Source organism: Desulfofundulus sp. TPOSR (genome assembly GCF_011393055.1).
Taxonomy (GTDB): Bacteria; Bacillota; Desulfotomaculia; order Desulfotomaculales; family Desulfovirgulaceae; genus Desulfofundulus; species Desulfofundulus kuznetsovii.
In genome coordinates this window covers 225,001-240,283 of the sequence record NZ_JAAOEF010000003.1, presented here as the reverse complement: position 1 = coordinate 240,283, position 15,283 = coordinate 225,001, and the positions used below count along the sequence as shown (strand labels likewise).

The window sequence follows — 15,283 nt, the reverse complement described above, 5'->3', positions numbered from 1 at the left end:
TAAAGCAAAAACTGTTGCTTTTAATAATTATACTGCACCAGGGAGATGGTGTCATAATTTCTCAGCTTAACCCGGCCTCCGAGCCCGGTTAATTCAATTAAAAAGACCGCCCCCACCACTTCCGCCCCCAGTTCCTCAACCAACCGGATGGCGTTGTAGGCCGTACCGCCGGTGGCCAGAAGTTCATCGGCCACCAGCACCTTCTGCCCCGGACGTATGGCGTCCCGGTGCACTTCCAGAGCATCGCCGCCAAACTTCAGGTCGTAGTGCCAGGTGAAAACTTCTCCGGGCAGCTGGCCCGGCTTGCGCAAAACCACCAGCCCGATGCCCAGGATGTAGGCCAGCGGCGCCCCGATCATCAAGCCGCGGGCCTTGGGACAGACCACCAGTTCCGCCCCTTTATTTTTGCACTCGGCGGCCAGGGATTGGACGGCATAGCGGAAGGCCCGGCCGTCCCGCAGCAAGGGGGTGATGTCCTTGTAGCTGATTCCTTCCCGGGGATAGTCGGGAATCACGCGAATTTTCTGTTTCAGGTCCATTTCACCGCCTCCTTTCTGTTAAAGAGCCGGCAACAATTTCCCGAACGGGGGCTTCCAGGGCATGTTTTTGCCAGGCCAGGGCCTCTTTTTTGAGCTGGTGCAGCCGGCGGTAAGTGGGGGACGCCTCCAGGGACAGCTTTTGCCCGCCTGCAGGACGCAAAGAAACCGGCCACCCGCTTCCCGGGGGCGACCACTCCACCAAACCCAGCTCAGAAAAGACCTTTAAACCCAGTGCCACTGTAAAATCCTGCACCCAGGGGCAGCCGCCGCGACGCAGCAGGCCGGCCAGCCGGCGGGAAAAGCCATCCCCACCCGTTTCCACGGATCCGGCCTCCCGGCCATGCGGGCGAGCACTGTTTTCCCTGGCGGCCCGGTGTAAAAGGGTATACAACCTGGCCAGGGGATCCCTGTCCGGCGCCAGGGCCGCCAGGTAAAAACGGGCCTCCTGCATGTCTTCCGCACCAAAGGGCAGCCAGAGAGACTGTACTTCTCCGGCCAGGGCCGCTGCAAGCAGCAAATCCCACTCCTCACGATGGTAGGGCAGGTTATAAATCACCAGGTGGCCGGTCCCGGCACCGGCCAGGGCGGGGGCCAGAGCCGGCGTGGTCAGCAACACGTTTATCTCCCCCCGGGCAAAAAGCTGGCGCAGCAGTTCCCGCCGCCGGCTGCTCAGCCAGGGGTGGCAAAAGGCCACCTGCCTCCCGGGGCCGGAACAAACCCGCCGCAGGTAAAAGGCCAGCTCCACCGTACGGTGGGCCGAACCGACCACCACCAGAAGACGCTGTCTCGCATCGGCCAGCCCGGCGAGCCAGGATGGCCGGGCAAATTGCCCCCGTAAGTCTTCTATCCGAAAGGGGAGTTCTGCGGTTAGCTGCAATGTATCCGGTGCCCCTTCTGCAGAACAGGCAACCGGGGGAAAGGCGGAACATTCCAGGGGGATAGCGGCATGATGGTTCAGGCCGCCGGGAATTTGCAGTACCGCCGCAAGAGACCCGGACCCCTTTTGCTCATATTCTGCCAGTTTGCGCTGGATAAATTCGGGCCAGAAGAAATAAGGGCTCCGGACTGGAGATTTTTCAGCTTCAGTATGTAGAGCAACCAGAAAATCATCCATCCCCCGGTCCGGGGCAATGCCGGGTTCCTGGAGCGGGGGTGCCCCTTCCCATTCTCCGGCCCGTCGCAGATCCCTGATTTCCAGCTGCACCCGTACATTGCCGTTCCACTGGTCCAGGGAAGGCACAAAAGCCAGATCCACTGCCTCCCCCGGAGCCAGATTCTCCAGATAACCGACGAGATCAAAACCAATGCTGTCCCGTACCGTTCCATTCTCCCGCACCAGTAATTTCAGGTGGCGGCCGTCCCGCCCCACTTCCCGGCAATTAATTACCGCCACACCGCAGCAGGCCAGCAACGGTTCGGGGTTGCCGTGGCCATGAGGACTCAGGCTTTCCAGCTCGGCCACCACTTCGCAGGGAATGTCTTCCAGGGAAACCAGGGCGTCTATCTCCAGCCCTGGCCGCAACAGGTCCGGGGACATTACGGCAGCGGCATAATCATTAAGGGCTTCCCGCAAAGCGTCCACCCGGTCGGCAGTTATGGTAAAACCCGCCGCGCCCTCATGCCCTCCGAAAGCCAGCAAATGCTCCCGGCAGGAAGATAAAGCCTGGTACAGGTGAAAGCCGGGAATACTGCGACCGGAACCCTTCCCCTGGCCGCCATCCAGGGATACCAGCAGCACGGGCCGGTATAAAATTTCCACCAGCTTGGAGGCCACAATGCCAATCACCCCCGGATGCCAGCCGGGTGAAGCCAGTACCACCACCAGATCTCGGGTGCGCCCCAGGGCATCCAGCATACCCAGGGCCTCCGCCAGAACCCGGGACTCCACCTGCTGGCGCTCCCGGTTCTCCCGGTCCAGTTGTGCCGCCAGTTCCCCGGCCCGTACCGGGTCCCGGCAGAGCAGGAGTTCCACGGCCATCCGGGAGTCACCCATGCGGCCGGCGGCATTCAACCGGGGAGCCAGGGCGAAGCCCACCTCCCTGGTGCCTATTTTTTCCGCCTTCACGCCGCTTACCTGCATCAGGGCCTGCAGTCCGGGATTGGCGGTAGCCGCCAGTTTGGGTAAACCGTGCTTTACCAGCAGGCGGTTTTCCCCCGTAAGGGGAACAATGTCGGCTACCGTCCCCACGCAGGCCAGGTCAAGGTAATCATGCCAGGCAGTTTCTCCCTCGCCGGCGGCCTGCAAGAGCGCCTGGGCCAGTTTCAGGGCCACCCCTACCCCGGCCAGTTCCTTGAAGGGATAGGAGGAGTCCCTCCTCTGCGGGTTAATTACCGCCAGTGCGGGAGGGATTTCCTCCGGCACCTGGTGGTGATCGGTGATGATGATCTCCGGCCCGCCGGCCCTCTTTGCTGCTTCCACCTCCTTTCTTGCGCTGATACCGCAGTCCACGGTGACGAGGAGATCCACCCCGGCCTGCCGCGCCCACTGCAGCGCCCCTTCATGCAGGCCGTAGCCCTGGGTCAGGCGGTGGGGTATGTAGTAATCCACCCGGGCACCCAGCCGTTCCAAAACCTTCACCATAAGGGCGGTGGCGGTAACACCGTCGGCATCATAATCTCCGTAAACCAGGATGTTCTTCCGGTTCTTTATGGCCGCGAGAATTATTTCTACCGCCCGGTGCATGTCCGGCAGCAGGTATGGATCTCCCGCCTGATTTAAATTGCCCTTAAGAAAAAGCCGGGCATCTTCAACCGTCAACACTCCCCGGTTGACCAGCAGACGGGCAAGCAGCGGCGAGATTCCCAATTTCCAGGAAAGGATCTGCTGCAAAACCGGATTTTCTTCTTTAACACGCCAGACCTTTTCTTTTACCATTTTTTGCATACTTCCTACCTCAAGTAGATTATAAATGAACTCCCACAAGCCTGGCAATGGAAAAAGATTAAGGCGCCCGGATGAGAAAACCACCGGGCGCCCGTACAGTTATTAAGCCTTATGACTGGCGCGGGCCGGTATCCAGCTCAAAGGGCCAGGCGGCAATGCCTCCTTCAAAGAAGCTGACGTTTGTAAAGCCCAGCCTTTCCAGAATGGTCTGCGCCTCCCAGCCCCGCAGGCTCACCTTGCAGAAAACAATGATTTCCCGGTCTCTGGGCAGTTCCTTTGCCCGCTCCCGCAGTTTGCCCAGGGGTATGAATACCACATTGGGATAGGGCAGGCGCACTTCATTAAACTCCGCCGGGGTACGCACATCCAGAAGCACAAAATCCTCCCCCGCCGCCAGGCGTTTCTTCACCTCCAGGGGATTGATGGATCTGGCCCGCCCGTCAAGCTTGTTGCGCAGGCAGTTGGCGGCATGGGTAAGGGGATCCAGGGCGGTAGAGAAGGGCGGCGCATAGGCCAGGTCAAAGGTGGCCAGCTGATCCACCGTGGCTCCCATGCTCAGGGCTGCCACCATTACATCCAGACGTTTGTTCACATCCCCCGGCCCCAGGATCTGGGCACCCAGAAGCTTGCGGGTGGAAGCATCGGCCACCAGCTTGATGATAACGGGCTTGCTCCCCGGGTAAAAATGGGCCCGGTCGGGCGCGGGGCAGATGAAGGACTCTACATGGTAACCCAGGCGGCGGGCTTCGCTTTCGGAAAGGCCCGTACGGCCGATGTTCATTTCAAAAACTTTGAGAATGGCCGTTCCCAGCACGCCGGAGAAAGTGTCCCGGCCTCCGGCCACGTTATCGCCAATCACCCGGCCGTGACGGTTGGCCACGGAACCCATGGGGGTGTATACCGGCCGACCGGAGATGAGATGGATGTTTTCCACGCAGTCCCCGCCGGCATAGATATCCGGGTCGGAAGTCTGCAGGTACTCATTCACCTTGATGGCTCCCGTTTCCCCGAGCTCAAGCCCCGCTTCCCGGGCCAGTTCCACCCGCGGCCTTACCCCCGCCGCCACAACCACCAGATCCGCGTCAAAGGAACCGGCGGTGGTGACGACCCGGGCCACGGCACCCCGGCCATCGCCTTCAATGCGTTCCACCCTGCTGCCCAGGAACAACTGCACGCCTTTGCCGCGCAGAACCCTTTCCACAAGGATGGAAAGCTCGGGGTCTAAAAGGGTTGATAAAACGTGGTCCATCAGCTCCACGATGGTGATCCCGGCTTTAGCTGCCAGGGTGTCGGCCAGTTCCAGGCCGATCAAGCCGCCCCCAATAATAACCACCCGGCGGGCACCCTGTTCAACCGCCTGGCGGACGGCCCGGGCTTCCTCCAGGTTTCCCAGCGTGTACACTCCCGCCAGATCCATACCCGGAATGGGCGGCCGGACCGGTTTGCTGCCGGTAGCCAGAACCAGCTTGTCGTAGGGGAGGTCGTAAGTTTCACGGGTGGCTAAATTGGTCACCCGGACGGTCTTATTTTTCCGGTCGATGGCTTCGGCCCTGGTGCCCGTGAGCACGTTAATGTCCTTGACGTTGCGGAAAAAGGCTGCATCCCGGACAACTCCCACCGGTGTGGCCATAAGCTCCTCATGCTTTTCCACCATGCCTCCAATGTAAAAGGGCATGCCGCAGCCGGCATAGGAAAGGAAGCTTCCCTCTTCAACAATAGTTATTTCCGCCCCGGGGTCGCAGCGCCTGGCCCGGGCAGCCGCTTTCGGCCCCGCCGCCACGCCTCCGATAACTAATATTCTTTTTCTCTTCTCTTCCACGGTTGATCCCCCTTTTATTCGATTGGCTGTTATATTGTTATTTCGCGATAATACGATGAACTCCTCTTTTTTAATTAGAAAATGTTTGAAATAAAAAATAAGCCCCCGCGGTAAATAAGGAAGCTCTAAAAAGCTAGACCGTAGGAGCAATGGTAAAATCATTAAATTCGCCCCGGTAAGGTTCGTCGAACACTTCCACTTTTTCCACCCGGGAAGAAGGCGACCCTTCCCAGCACCAGCGGAGCATTTGCTCTACCGCCCCATTTTCGCCTTCAAAGACGGCCTCCACCCGGCCGTCTTTGAGGTTACGTACCCAACCGGTTACGCCAAATTTGACGGCCGCATCCCGGGTATAAACACGAAAGTACACGCCCTGCACTTTGCCGCTGATATAAACGCGCTTGCGCAGCAAAAAGTCACACCCCCCTCATGGCTCACGCAAAGGCTCCTAAACGTTTTCAAAGGCATGCCGGGCGGTCCGAGGAATGGGTGATGCTGAAAAAAGAGTAGGCCGCCGGCCCGGCAGCTTTTCAGCCCCCGTAGCACTTGATAAACCGGGCGATGGAACGGTCGTACGTCCTTTCAACATCCGGGGGGAAGAAACAGCCGGGCAGCTGGTTTTGTTTGCGGTGATAGGCAATACACTCGCAGCATTTCCCTTTCCGGGGACAGGGTTCATAGGTGCAGGTGCATTGACTTTTATTTTTTTCCACATGGCATTCCATTACCTGCCGCGCACCTCCCTCTAAAATTAAGCTGAAATCACTTCAGCATTATCTTACTCCATGGGAGTTCCACCTGGCAACCCCCTCCAGGATACCTTTGGTGACTGAGCGCCGGCCGCGGACACGTGCTTACCTAATTAAGTTAATAAGTTAAGTGCCTGGCACCATTTCAAATCTTAAACCGGGCGGCCGCTTCTTCCAGTTCAGCGGCAAGTTTTTGCAGGCTCTCCGCCGCAGCTGAAACCTCTTCCATGGCCGCCGTTTGCTCCTGGGTGGTGCCGGCCACATTTTGCACGCTGCCGGCGATTTGCTCGGTGGCGGCTGCCACCTCTTGAATCTGGTTGTTTAGTTTCCGGACTGTTTGCGCAATTCCGGTAAAAAGTTCCCCCACTTCCCTGACGATGAAATTACCGGCCTGCACCTGCCGGGCATTTTCCTCCATGTTCGCAATAGTGCCCGCGGCCCTTTCCTGAATCCGCTGCACCAGCTGGTAAATATCCTTCGCCGCGTCGCCCGACTGATCGGCCAGCTTTCTTACTTCTTCCGCCACCACGGCAAACCCCCGGCCCCGCTCGCCCGCCCGGGCCGCCTCGATGGCGGCGTTCAAAGCCAGGAGGTTGGTCTGGTCGGCAATGCCGGTAATCATTTCGACAATTTTCGAAATTTCCCGGGAGGTCTCCCCCAACTCGGCAATGGCCCTGGCCACCTGGTTGGCCGAGTGCTCGATGCTCTCCATCTGGGTGACCAGCCTTTCCACTTTGGCCTGGCCCTCTTCGGCCAGAGCCGCCGCCTTTTCAGCGGCCTGCGCCACCTGCCCGGCATTACCGGCCCCGTCTTCTGCGGCGGCGGCAATTTCGGAAATAGTGGAAGCAGTGCTGGTGGCCCCCTCGCTGGTCTGCCGGGCGCTCTCGGACAGCTGGCTGGCGGCACGGAAAATAGAACGTGCTCCTTCGGCCACCTTCTGGACAATTTCCCGCAGGTTTTGCTTCATCTGGTTAAACGAACGTGCCAGGGAACCAATTTCGTCCCGGGAGCTGCTTTTGAGGTCGGCCACGGACAAATCACCCGCGGCTATGCGGGAGACGCCCCCCTCCACCATCTGAACGGGCCGGGCGATCAACTGTCCGGTGTAAAAGGCGATTAGCAAGCCCAAAAGCATGGCTATGCCGACGGCCAGGTAGTTCACCATTTCAATCTTGTTCACCAGGAAGCTGTTGCTTTCAACCGCCGACTGCAGGGATTTTTCCTGCAAACTCACAAAATCCTGGCCCGCCTTGAGCACCGCATCTATCACGCCATGCTTTTCCGCAAGATAGGAAGATATTTCTCCTTGAAGATCCTCCACCTGCCTGATTAAATCCATCCTTCTGGCCATATTGCTCCCGGTGGCGGGCAGGGCTTTCAATTCCGCCTCATAGTCGATCGCCTGCGTTTTCAGGGTTGTTAAATACCCCGCCACTGACCGGTAATCATCCAGCTTGCGCTGGATCTCCTTGATCAGCGCTTTTTCCTCCTCCGAATCGCAAAGTTCCTCCAGCTTCCTGAGCTGCAGCACAGCTTCGGCGCTCTGGCTGCTGTAATTTTTAAATTCAGCTTCGTTGCCGGTTAAGATGTAGCTCTGGAACAAAATGGGCAGCCTTTGGAAAAGCAGGAGGAACTTCTGCGCCTCCGCAGCTTTGAAAACCTCCCCCTGGATAATCCGTTCGTAACCCGCCCTGGCCTGGCGCATCTGGTAAACCTGGAAACCGGCCGCAACGGCAAAAACCAACAGCACGATAACGTAGCCAATTAATATCTTCCAGCGAATTTTCACCGTCCCACTCCTCCTGGCTATTCTATTATTTTAGTTTTCGGCCGTAAATCAAAAAAATTGAGTCCGGGGCATTTCCCCGGCCCGGTTAAAATCAGGACCCTGTCCCCGGCCAGACTTTAACAGATTGTCCGGGCCGGAAAAGCAAACGGCGGCAAAGAGCGTCTACCCCGGCCAGTACCTGGCCTCCAGGGTGCGGTATTGCACCGCCTCGGCCAGGTGGGCGGCGTCAATGACATCGCTCCCGTCAAGATCGGCAATTGTGCGGGCCACCTTGAGCACCCGGTCATGGGAACGGGCGCTCAGGTTCAACTGGCGGAAAACGGATGAAAACAACGAGCGGGCTTCCCGGGTGAGGGAACAATAACGGCGAACCTGGGCCGGGGTCATGCGGGCGTTGCAGGTGATCCCGGAAGAACCAAAGCGCCGGCGCTGTACGGCCCGGGCCTTTTCCACCCGCTTTTTGATCTCCGAAGACGGTTCCCCCGGCTCCCGGCCGGCCAGGTCCTCGTAATCCACCCGGGGAACCTCCAGGTGGATGTCAATGCGGTCCAGCAGGGGGCCGGAAATGCGCCCCAGGTAACGCTGCACCTGATAGGGAGTGCAGGTGCATTCCCGGACCGGATCGCCCAGGAAGCCGCAGGGGCATGGATTGGCGGCGGCCACAAGCATTAAACTGGCGGGATAGGTCACCGCACCGCTTACCCTGGAGATGGTTACCACACCATCTTCCAGGGGCTGGCGCAGGGCCTCCAGTACGTCCCGGTGAAATTCCGGCAACTCATCAAGGAAAAGGACGCCGTGGTGGGCAAGGCTGATCTCCCCGGGACGGGGGTGGCGCCCGCCTCCGACCAGGCCCACCGCCGAGGCACTGTGGTGGGGTGAGCGAAAGGGCCGCCGGGTTACCAGGGGTTCCCCGGGCTTTAACAAGCCGGCCAGACTGTATATTTTGGTAATTTCCAGGGCCTCGTCAAAGGTAAGGTCGGGCAGTATGCCCGGCAGCCTCCTGGCCAGCATGGTTTTGCCCGAGCCGGGAGGCCCAACCATCAGCAGATTGTGTCCCCCGGCTGCCGCCACCTCCAGGGCCCGCCGTACCGTGGCCTGGCCGCGCACATCGGCCATGTCCGCCCAGTTTTCGTCAACCCGGTTCATCAACAGGACCGGGTCCACCTTATAGGGTGAAATTTCCTCTTCCCCGAGCAAAAAGCGGGTCAGCTGTCCCAGGCTCTGTACCGGGTAAACCTGTACATCTTTGACCAGAGCAGCTTCGGCGGCATTATCCAGGGGCACTACTACCGCCTGCAGACCCTGTTCCCGGGCGGCCAGAACATTGGGCAGCACGCCGGTCACTCCCCGCACCTGCCCGTTCAGGGACAGCTCACCAAGAAACACATAGCGGTCTACGGCGGACTGATCCAGCTGCCCGGTAGCGGCAAGGATGCCCACGGCAATGGGCAGGTCGTAAAGGGGTCCTTCCTTGCGCAGGTCGGCCGGGGCCAGGTTTACCGTTATGCGCCGTGCCGGGAATTCAAAGCCGGAATTTTTCATGGCGGCACGCACCCGGTCCCGGGATTCCCGGCAGGCCAGATCGGGCAACCCCACCAGGTCAAAGCAAGGCAGCCCGTTGCTTACGTCAACCTCTACCTGCACCACCTGCCCGTTTAGTCCGTAAAGGGCCGTACTTTTTACAATAGCCAGCATAGCAAGTCCTCCGTTGTTTTGGCAGCAAAAACCCTGTTGTCATTTTTCGCCAGCAAGCAGCAAGTTCCTCCCTAAAAAGGGGTAATTTTTACACAAGCGTAAGGAGACGTGGGATTAACTAAAGTAGTCTACCCTTCCACCTCAAAGACAACTCTTGTGCCGGCTGGCTGGCAAAAAGCACGGCGATATGCTATATTCAAAGGGGACAGAGTTCCGGTAACAAGGAGGTTGCAGTCATGTCTGAAGTGCTCGGCAGGATTGAAAAGCCTTCCGTTGATAATTTTCAGGCGGGCAGAAAAATTTATCTGGTGCCTTTAATTTATACCCCCAGGGAGATGCCGGAAGATCTTTCCGAAAAGGTCAATGCTTACTGGCAGCAGGTAGAACAGCATTTAAACGGCCTGGAACAAAAAATGGGGCCAATCAAAAAAATTTACCATGAATCCCTTACCGTAAGCGGGGAGACCGGACTGAGCATCATCGAGAAATTTCACGAAAAAAGCTACCGGATCATCAAGGAAAAGTGCGACCGGGGGGCCAGCCTGGAAGCCACCGAGGACATGGAACTGTTTACCGAAAGCATGGATTGGGGCAATTGCCTTTCCGTAGTCATGAGCCAGAAAACTTTTGATATCATCAGCAAGTTCTACCGGGAGGCCAGTGAAAAAAGATTTGCCCATATTTCCCGCCGGATTGATGAAACCCTGGGGGACGGGGAAGCAGGATTGCTTTTTATCCGGGAAGATCACGGGGTCCAGTTCCCTGCGAACATCCACGTGTTTTACGTGGCACCCCCGGCCCTGGATGACATCCACCGCTGGTTCCGGGAGAAAATGAACGCACGTAAATAAGCCACGGGCGCTATCCCGTGGCCTTCTTTACCTTTATCCCGTACAGGGCCGCACCCAGGGCACCCACCAGCTGGGGACGTGCGGGCACAAGCAAATCCGGCAGGCCCATGCGCCGGATAAAATAAGCGGGCAAACCGGGGATGGCCGCCACCCCGCCGGTGAAAACCACCGGGGGCTCAATACCTAAGCGTAAAAGCAGGTTCTGGGTGCGATCGCAAATGGAGTTGAGCACGGCCCGGGCCACGGCCCCCACGGGCTGGCCCGCGGCCAGCAGCGATACCACCTCCGATTCGGCAAAAACGGTGCACATGCTGTTTAAGGTTATTTCCCCATCACCCGCAGAAGCAGCGGCTACCATTTCCTCCAGAGGCAAACCCAACCCCTGGGCCATAATCTCCAGAAATTTACCCGTTCCGGCGGCACAGCGGTCGTTCATGATAAAGTCCACCACCCGGCCCTGTTCGTCCAACCGGATTACCTTGCTGTCCTGGCCGCCGATATCAAGCACGGTGCGGCAGGAGGGAAAAAGGTGACGGGCACCCAGGGCGTGGGCCTTGATCTCGGTAATCAAATCGGTGGCAAAATCCGCCCGGGCGCCGTGGCGCCCGTAACCCGTGGCCACTACACGCCAGAATGACGACAGGTTCCCGGCCATCTCCCGGGCACGCTCCAGGGGGCGGGGCCCGCTGTCAGATACCTGGCCGGCCAGCAGCTCTCCCTTCTCATTTAAAATGGCAGTGGCAATGGTCCGGGATCCGATGTCAATTCCCAGGACGGTCATTAAGTTCTTTCATCCTTTCGGAGCCGGCTAGCGCAACATTTCCAGGAAGGCTTCCACCCGGGTGCGCAGCTGGCCGGTATCTTCTTCGCTATAGTCGGTTTCCACTTTCATCACCGGAATACCCCGCGCTTTTAGGGCCTTCTCCACGGCATAATATTCGACCGCATATCCGTGGCAGAACTGTAAGTTGTAATAGATGACACCGTCAACCCGGTAAGCTTCAACCAGGCGGAAAATATCTTCAAGGCGCCCCGGGTTGGGAGTAAAGCAGGAACAGTTAATTTTCAGGTAGCGCTCGGCCAGGGCCTGCAACTGCTCTTCCAGGGTCCGTCCGGTTTCATCCACCTGGTGCTCGAAAAAGCGGGTACCGGTGCAGGTTTCTTCGCATACCACCGCGGCGCCGGCTGTCTCGATAATGTGGTGCAGCTTCCAGTTGGGAATAGCCATTGGAGTGCCGGTTACAAGAATGCGCGGGGCCCCGGATGGAAATACCCCCTGCCCGGAGGCAATGCGTGCCTCGGCTTCCGCGGCCAGGGCTTCCGTTTTATCAATGAAGCGACGGGGATCATCGTAAAAACTGACCTGCGTAACCAGCAGGGCATCCTTCCCGCTTATGGGCACCGGATCGGCTTTGCGGGTTTGATAAAGGCGTTCCAGTGCTTGACGCAGCCGGTTCTGGAGACGGATTTCTTCCGCCAGCCTCCCGGGGGTCACCCGGCAGCCGGTTAACTCTTCTATTCTGGCCAGGAACAACTCGATCTCCCCGCGCCAGGCAGCCAGGTCCCGGGGCCGTTTCATCTGGGGCAGGTCCATTACGTAGACGGGAGCATATTCACCCAGGACTTCCCAGGCTTTCTTTTTGCCGTCGCAGGTGGTTTCGCCAATTAAGAGGTCGCAGGACTGGAAATAGGGGCAGGTACCGCTGAGACGGGCACCCACCGACGCTTTAATCAGCGGGCAAAGGTTGCGCGGCAAAACCCTTTCCCCGTCGGGAACCCAGAACTGGGAGCCGCCGCACAGGCCGACGGCAATGGCTCCGGCGGCACGAATAATCTCCACGGGTACGAACACGCAAAAGACCCCGCAAACTTTGCCTCCCCGCCGGCGGTGCTCCACCAGTTCGGCAATCCTCAGGCTGTGAATTTCGGCCACCACCAGGTCGAAGTACTCCATGGCCTGCGGGCGGCCCGGCTGCTGCAGGTAGACCTCTTCATAAATCAGAGGCAGAGCACTGGTCAACCGGTCATGCTTTTCCAGGTCCATTCCCAAATCAGACCACAACTTGCGATAGTCAGTCATAAAAAAAGACCTCCTGGTGTTTTGAGGTCTTACATTTCTTTACCTGGTTACACATTTCCTTTATCTAATCGATTTAATTATTTTATAGGTTAACCCTGGGTGATAACAAAAGTTAAAGCGTGCCAACCAGAGACCAGATACGGGGGTCCTCAAGGCCCAGGCGCCACACGCCAATTCCCCGTAAGTTTTCCCGCCGCACCAGGGCCAGTTTGGCGGCAAAGCTGCGGGCATCTTCAAACCACACGATGTGGGTTTCGCCGTCCACCTGGTAGGTGTAGGTCCATTCCTGGGCTTCTTCGTCATAACGGGGGGTAACCCCTTGTTCCCTGGCCCGCTCTATGGCCTGCCGGTAGGATAGTGTTTCCGGTATGTTCACCCCTTCGGTCCAATCATAACCGTAGACGGGAATGCCCAACCGGATTTTTATGCGGGGTATTACCGAAAGGGCATAAGTTAAAACCCGCTGCACAAAACCGATGGAAGCAATCGGCCCCGGCATGGCAAAGTGTTCATCATAGGCCAGAAGGTACACCTGGTCGCTCACCGCGCCCAGTTCCGGGTAGCTAAAAGCCCCGGAAAATGGATGGCGGGGATTGTCTTCCAGTTGGGCCGGTACGGAGATGGTGGTTAAAAACCCTTCCGGCTTCAGGACCTGGTAAAGTTCGGTCATAAATCTGGTTAGATATGGCCGGTCCTCGGGGGGTACAAATTCAAAATCAATATTCACCCCGGCAAACCCGGTGCGCCGGAGCATGTTTAAAATGCTGTTGACCAGTGCCCGGCGCAGGGCATCATCGGTCAACAGAGCGTGAATGAGGGTACGGTATTCCGGACTGGCATAGTTATGCACGATGGCCAGAACGGGCAGATTTAAGCGGCGAATGAGGTCCAGGGAGCGGGGGTCGGATTGATCGGCAAGGCCGCCCTCCCAGGTCACGCCGTACCAGAAGGGGATCAGGTAAGTAATCAGCCTGCCGTGCTCCTGCAGGCTCTGGAAACCCAAAGGATCGGTCACGTAATACCAGTTGTTCTCGAAAGTTTTTCTAAAACGAAAAGGATACACAAAACACCCTCCGTCACCAAACATTTCCTTCTGTTTTCATAATATGAACCGTAAATAAAATATGAGCCTTTCCTTTCGTAATTTTAGCAATAAAGGCCGCTCCTGGTACTAACCATAGCACCCGACCCAGCACCCGACCCGTGAAAAGAAGCAACGGCAACCACGTAAAATAAAAACCACCGGCAGTAGAACCGGTGGTTGTAAAAATAATTTTCCGGCAGCGACCTACTCTCCCAGGGGTAGACCCCCAAGTACCATCGGCCCTGGAGGGCTTAACTTCCGTGTTCGGGATGGGAACGGGTGTTTCCCCTCCGGCATGGCCACCGGAAATTTTTTATTCCCTCAAAACTTCACAGCGGAGTTTAGTTCGCCTTTTCAGCCGGAAACCGGATCTCTTCAGTCGAATTTACCCGGAAATCGCGTAAGCGATTTCCTTCTTAAATCCGACCTCTGACTTCCGACCTCCGACTTCTATTCTGGTCAAGCCCTCGACCTATTAGTACCGGTCCGCTCAACCGGTTACCCGGCTTACACGCCCGGCCTATCTACCTGGTAGTCTTCCAGGGGTCTTACCCCGGCACTCAACTGAGCGTGCCAATCTCTCCTTAAAGTGGATTGGCCTGACAAGCTCAGTTGAGTGCCGGGTGGGAAACCTTATCTTGAGGAGGGCTTCGCGCTTAGATGCTTTCAGCGCTTATCCCCACCAGACTTGGGTACCCAGCGCTGCCCCTGGCGGGACAACTGGTACGCCAGCGGTCTGTCCATCCCGGTCCTCTCGTACTAGGGACAGCTCCTCTCAAGTTTCCTGCGCCTGCGACGGATAGGGACCGAACTGTCTCACGACGTTCTGAACCCAGCTCACGTACCGCTTTAATGGGCGAACAGCCCAACCCTTGGGACCTACTCCAGCCCCAGGATGCGATGAGCCGACATCGAGGTGCCAAACCTCCCCGTCGATGTGAACTCTTGGGGGAGATAAGCCTGTTATCCCCGGGGTAGCTTTTATCCGTTGAGCGACGGCGCTTCCACTCGCTACCGCCGGATCACTAAGCCCGACTTTCGTCCCAGCTCGACCAGTCAGTCTCGCTGTCAAGCTCCCTTCTGCCTTTGCACTCTTACGCGCGATTTCCAACCGCGCTGAGGGAACCTTTGGGCGCCTCCGTTACCTTTTAGGAGGCGACCGCCCCAGTCAAACTGCCCACCTGACACTGTCCATGTACCGGCTCCACGGTACCCTGTTAGAACTCCAATACCACAAGGGTGGTATCCCAAGGTCGGCTCCACCAAGGCTGGCGCCCCGGCTTCCCTGCCTCCCACCTATCCTGTACATGCAATACCGAAGTCCAATGTCAGGCTGCAGTAAAGCTCCACGGGGTCTTTCTGTCCCGTCGCAGGTAACCCGCATCTTCACGGGTACTACAAGTTCGCCGAGCCCCTCGTTGAGACAGCGCCCAAGTCGTTACGCCTTTCGTGCGGGTCGGAACTTACCCGACAAGGAATTTCGCTACCTTAGGACCGTTATAGTTACGGCCGCCGTTTACTGGGGCTTCGGTTCAGAGCTTCTCCTCTCGGATAACCCTTCCCCTTAACCTTCCAGCACCGGGCAGGCGTCAGCCCCTATACTTCATCTTTCGATTTCGCAGGGACCTGTGTTTTTGGTAAACAGTCGCTTGGGCCTCTTCTCTGCGGCCCCCTCGCGCTCCAGTAGCTCCTACCTTCACGCTACCGGGGCACCCCTTCTCCCGAAGTTACGGGGTCAGTTTGCCGAGTTCCTTAACGAGGGTTCTCTCGCGCGCCTGAGGATTCTCTCC

The 15,283-nt window shown here is 57.9% G+C and carries 11 protein-coding genes and 2 rRNA genes (1 of these 13 cut by a window edge); 1 reads left to right on the top strand and 12 read right to left on the bottom strand.

Translation table 11 applies throughout. The features are described from left to right. Positions 1 to 20: 20 nt before the first annotated feature. From G7K71_RS11965 to G7K71_RS11935, 7 genes are all read right to left on the bottom strand, one after another. Positions 21 to 539 (bottom strand): adenine phosphoribosyltransferase, encoded by a 519-nt coding sequence (locus G7K71_RS11965; RefSeq protein WP_166346716.1) that lies wholly within the window; start codon positions 537 to 539, stop codon positions 21 to 23. Between the two features lies 1 nt (position 540). Further along, the gene (recJ, locus tag G7K71_RS11960) at positions 541 to 3,414 is read right to left on the bottom strand and encodes a single-stranded-DNA-specific exonuclease RecJ (RefSeq protein ID WP_166346713.1); all 2,874 of its coding nucleotides are present in this window, start codon (positions 3,412 to 3,414) and stop codon (positions 541 to 543) included. Positions 3,415 to 3,532: 118 nt separating this feature from the next. Continuing rightward, on the bottom strand, positions 3,533 to 5,242 hold the full coding sequence (locus tag G7K71_RS11955) for an FAD-dependent oxidoreductase (RefSeq protein ID WP_166346710.1): 1,710 nt from the start codon (positions 5,240 to 5,242) through the stop codon (positions 3,533 to 3,535). Positions 5,243 to 5,375: 133 nt separating this feature from the next. Next, complete coding sequence (locus G7K71_RS11950; protein WP_013823172.1) at positions 5,376 to 5,654, bottom strand: acylphosphatase; 279 nt, start codon at positions 5,652 to 5,654, stop codon at positions 5,376 to 5,378. Between the two features lie 118 nt (positions 5,655 to 5,772). Next, a complete protein-coding gene (locus G7K71_RS19475) occupies positions 5,773 to 5,967 on the bottom strand; it encodes a DUF6485 family protein (RefSeq protein ID WP_013823173.1) in 195 nt (64 codons plus the stop codon). Positions 5,968 to 6,136: 169 nt separating this feature from the next. Then, entirely contained in the window at positions 6,137 to 7,780 is a 1,644-nt protein-coding gene (locus G7K71_RS20075) for a methyl-accepting chemotaxis protein (protein ID WP_166346707.1), read from the bottom strand. 162 nt (positions 7,781 to 7,942) lie between these two features. After that, a complete protein-coding gene (locus G7K71_RS11935) occupies positions 7,943 to 9,478 on the bottom strand; it encodes a YifB family Mg chelatase-like AAA ATPase (protein WP_166346704.1) in 1,536 nt (511 codons plus the stop codon). Between the two features lie 236 nt (positions 9,479 to 9,714). Between G7K71_RS11935 and G7K71_RS11930 the strand changes: the two genes are divergently transcribed. Continuing rightward, on the top strand, positions 9,715 to 10,329 hold the full coding sequence (locus G7K71_RS11930) for a hypothetical protein (protein WP_013823176.1): 615 nt from the start codon (positions 9,715 to 9,717) through the stop codon (positions 10,327 to 10,329). Positions 10,330 to 10,339: 10 nt separating this feature from the next. On the opposite strand, the gene G7K71_RS11925 is transcribed toward G7K71_RS11930, so the two are convergent. The 5 genes from G7K71_RS11925 to G7K71_RS11905 form a co-directional block, all read right to left on the bottom strand. Next, entirely contained in the window at positions 10,340 to 11,110 is a 771-nt protein-coding gene (locus tag G7K71_RS11925) for an acyl-CoA dehydratase activase (RefSeq protein ID WP_166346701.1), read from the bottom strand. A 27-nt stretch (positions 11,111 to 11,137) separates the two neighbouring features. Beyond that, positions 11,138 to 12,409 (bottom strand): double-cubane-cluster-containing anaerobic reductase, encoded by a 1,272-nt coding sequence (locus G7K71_RS11920; RefSeq protein ID WP_013823178.1) that lies wholly within the window; start codon positions 12,407 to 12,409, stop codon positions 11,138 to 11,140. A 112-nt stretch (positions 12,410 to 12,521) separates the two neighbouring features. Further along, a complete protein-coding gene (locus G7K71_RS11915) occupies positions 12,522 to 13,472 on the bottom strand; it encodes a glycosyl hydrolase family 18 protein (RefSeq protein ID WP_313884977.1) in 951 nt (316 codons plus the stop codon). Positions 13,473 to 13,684: 212 nt separating this feature from the next. After that, positions 13,685 to 13,800 (bottom strand): 5S ribosomal RNA (rrf, locus tag G7K71_RS11910). Positions 13,801 to 13,948: 148 nt separating this feature from the next. Continuing rightward, positions 13,949 to 15,283: ribosomal RNA gene (locus G7K71_RS11905) — 23S ribosomal RNA — on the bottom strand (it continues 2,256 nt past the right edge of the window).

Bases quoted from the DNA above. Each gene is read 5' to 3' on its own strand.
- G7K71_RS19475 (WP_013823173.1), bottom strand. From the start codon at position 5,967: ATGGAATGCCATGTGGAAAAAAATAAAAGTCAATGCACCTGCACCTAT.
- G7K71_RS11925 (WP_166346701.1), bottom strand. From the start codon at position 11,110: ATGACCGTCCTGGGAATTGACATCGGATCCCGGACCATTGCCACTGCC.
- G7K71_RS11935 (WP_166346704.1), bottom strand. From the start codon at position 9,478: ATGCTGGCTATTGTAAAAAGTACGGCCCTTTACGGACTAAACGGGCAG.
- G7K71_RS11930 (WP_013823176.1), top strand. From the start codon at position 9,715: ATGTCTGAAGTGCTCGGCAGGATTGAAAAGCCTTCCGTTGATAATTTT.
- recJ (WP_166346713.1), bottom strand. From the start codon at position 3,414: ATGGTAAAAGAAAAGGTCTGGCGTGTTAAAGAAGAAAATCCGGTTTTG.
- G7K71_RS11920 (WP_013823178.1), bottom strand. From the start codon at position 12,409: ATGACTGACTATCGCAAGTTGTGGTCTGATTTGGGAATGGACCTGGAA.
- G7K71_RS11965 (WP_166346716.1), bottom strand. From the start codon at position 539: ATGGACCTGAAACAGAAAATTCGCGTGATTCCCGACTATCCCCGGGAA.